Origin of the sequence: Enterovibrio gelatinilyticus (assembly GCF_028683095.1) — a bacterium.
Lineage (GTDB): Bacteria > Pseudomonadota > Gammaproteobacteria > Enterobacterales > Vibrionaceae > Enterovibrio > Enterovibrio gelatinilyticus.
In genome coordinates this window covers 1-1,961 of the sequence record NZ_JAJUBC010000068.1, presented here as the reverse complement: position 1 = coordinate 1,961, position 1,961 = coordinate 1, and the positions used below count along the sequence as shown (strand labels likewise).

General features: G+C 40.1%; 2 protein-coding genes. Both read left to right on the top strand.

Going from position 1 to position 1,961, the window contains the following annotated elements; all coding sequences use genetic code 11:
* Positions 1 to 608: hypothetical protein (locus LRP50_RS25155; protein ID WP_274167134.1), on the top strand; the 608-nt coding region annotated here is incomplete at its 5' end.
* Positions 593 to 1,798: an SEL1-like repeat protein gene (locus LRP50_RS25150; RefSeq protein ID WP_274167133.1), complete on the top strand. Its 1,206-nt coding sequence runs from the start codon at positions 593 to 595 to the stop codon at positions 1,796 to 1,798. The genes LRP50_RS25155 and LRP50_RS25150, both read left to right, overlap by 16 nt.
* Positions 1,799 to 1,961 lie beyond the last annotated feature (163 nt).

The window sequence follows — 1,961 nt, the reverse complement described above, 5'->3', positions numbered from 1 at the left end:
GGCCAAGTTCAAAGGTAGAGACATGGGTGAAGAATTTACCACCCGAAACACTGTCCAGATTGTTTCTTAGTTTGAGCAATAAGAAGTATGACACTTGGCGCGCAGCTCCCAATACCAGCTATGTGCCAGAGTTCTTAGAGAAAGATGTCAAAGTGCTTCAAAATGAGGTAGTAAAAGCTCAGGCTATCGTGAAAATCATGGAATGGATCTACCCTAAAGATGACAAGGACAAAGATACAAGGTGCTCTCAGTTTGAAAAATCTTTGATACTAATGGAGGGCAATTTGGAAAGCGCGCAAAGTCGTCTTGAGAGATGCCGACGATTTGCAGAAGGCTGGAGTACATTAGCTGATTTCATTTCCAACCTTGATACAGTGGGGCTAAATGTAGAATCAAAAGAAAGTGCAGAAGATGTAAAGAGAAACTTCAATTCATTAGCTCCTAAATTGTGCTCGAGAATGAACCTGTATGTGAATGAAAAAAGCCATATGGCAATTGTGAAAGATGTCGTTCTATATAGAGAGTTTTCCCGGGAGGACTACAGTGAGTTATCAGAAAAAATAAAAAACGCTCCTAGCTGGAAAGAGAAAAAATGGGAAATTTTATGACTATTAAAAGAAAGCATATTTTTATGGGCGTATTTATTCTTATTGCCACATACATTGCAATTGAAAGCTACCCCAGTGGCTTTCAGCGAAAAATTGCCGAAGGTCCAAGTTTTCTACAAGAGCAACTATCTTCATATACAGAAGATGACACGGTTAATAGTGATCCCTATGCTGCCAGTCGATATCGTCCAGAAGATTCACTGTATGCTCCACTATTAGCCATCCAATATGGCGACAAAGAGAAAGCGGAAACTCTACTAGCACCTTTAGTAGAAAAAGGCGATTCAGAAGCCATGTTTTGGTTAGCAGAAATCACCTACGGACAAAGTATATATTCAGGGGGTACTGCAGGCGAATTGTTTACAAAATCAGCCAAACTCGGCAACCCATACGCGGCAATTAGATTAGACAGTAGAGACATTGAATGTACTCAATACATAGGATATCACTGCAGTGAAGAATGGGGAGAAAAGGGTAGAGTCATACTGAAAAAATTGGCTGAGACTGGTGATGCCAGAGCTGGATATGCTCTTTTTCACCATGATGTGATGTTAAAAGGTGGTAACAGAACGGCTGTAAGCGAAGAAAGTTTTAACGTTCTGGCAAAAGCGGCTGTTGATGGTGTAAAGGATCATTATTATTATCCGCTCATGGAGCTAGCAAGTCTATATCGTCAAAGCTACAGCTACCCCATTTGGGTAAGCAGCAGTGATACAGATGACAATACTCAAGTCTTGTCTGAAAAGAACAGAAAAATTTTAAAAAACCTGTATAAGCTAGCAGCAAAAAATAATGATGCATATGCTATTAATCTAAATTTATATTTTGCAAGCAATGGTGAAAATGCAGTTATTGACGAAGACTATACTGATGGCCAAATCCTACGGACATTAACCCTGTTCAGTAAAGTATATAAATATGGACCTGCATTTGCTAGAAAAGCTGAATTAAATAGATCAGCGCTGGTGCAAGGAGCAGCATGGGCAATGGTTGATGATTTTAACCGTAGTGACAGTAGCTTTGATTATGGTAGACAATTTCAGAGATATGAATATGTCATAACAAACGAGTTCAATCTGAAATTCTTAGATGACTCGGAGCTTGAAAAAGCACGTGAAGTTTCCAAAGAGCTGCAGAAAACATTAACGCCAGTCATCTACCTCGATGAAAACCAAACTGATATTCTCTAATCATCGTCGTCTTGACTTAAATCCTTGAGTACAGACGACGAATTCAGCTCACCCCAACAACTTCCCCTTAATCCCATTGAACACCGCCAGCACCCTATCGTGGGCTGGCTTGTGGTCGGCGATAAACGACAAACACGCCAAAGCACTTTCATCATAATCTTTG

Bases quoted from the DNA above. Each gene is read 5' to 3' on its own strand.
- LRP50_RS25150 (WP_274167133.1), top strand. From the start codon at position 593: ATGGGAAATTTTATGACTATTAAAAGAAAGCATATTTTTATGGGCGTA.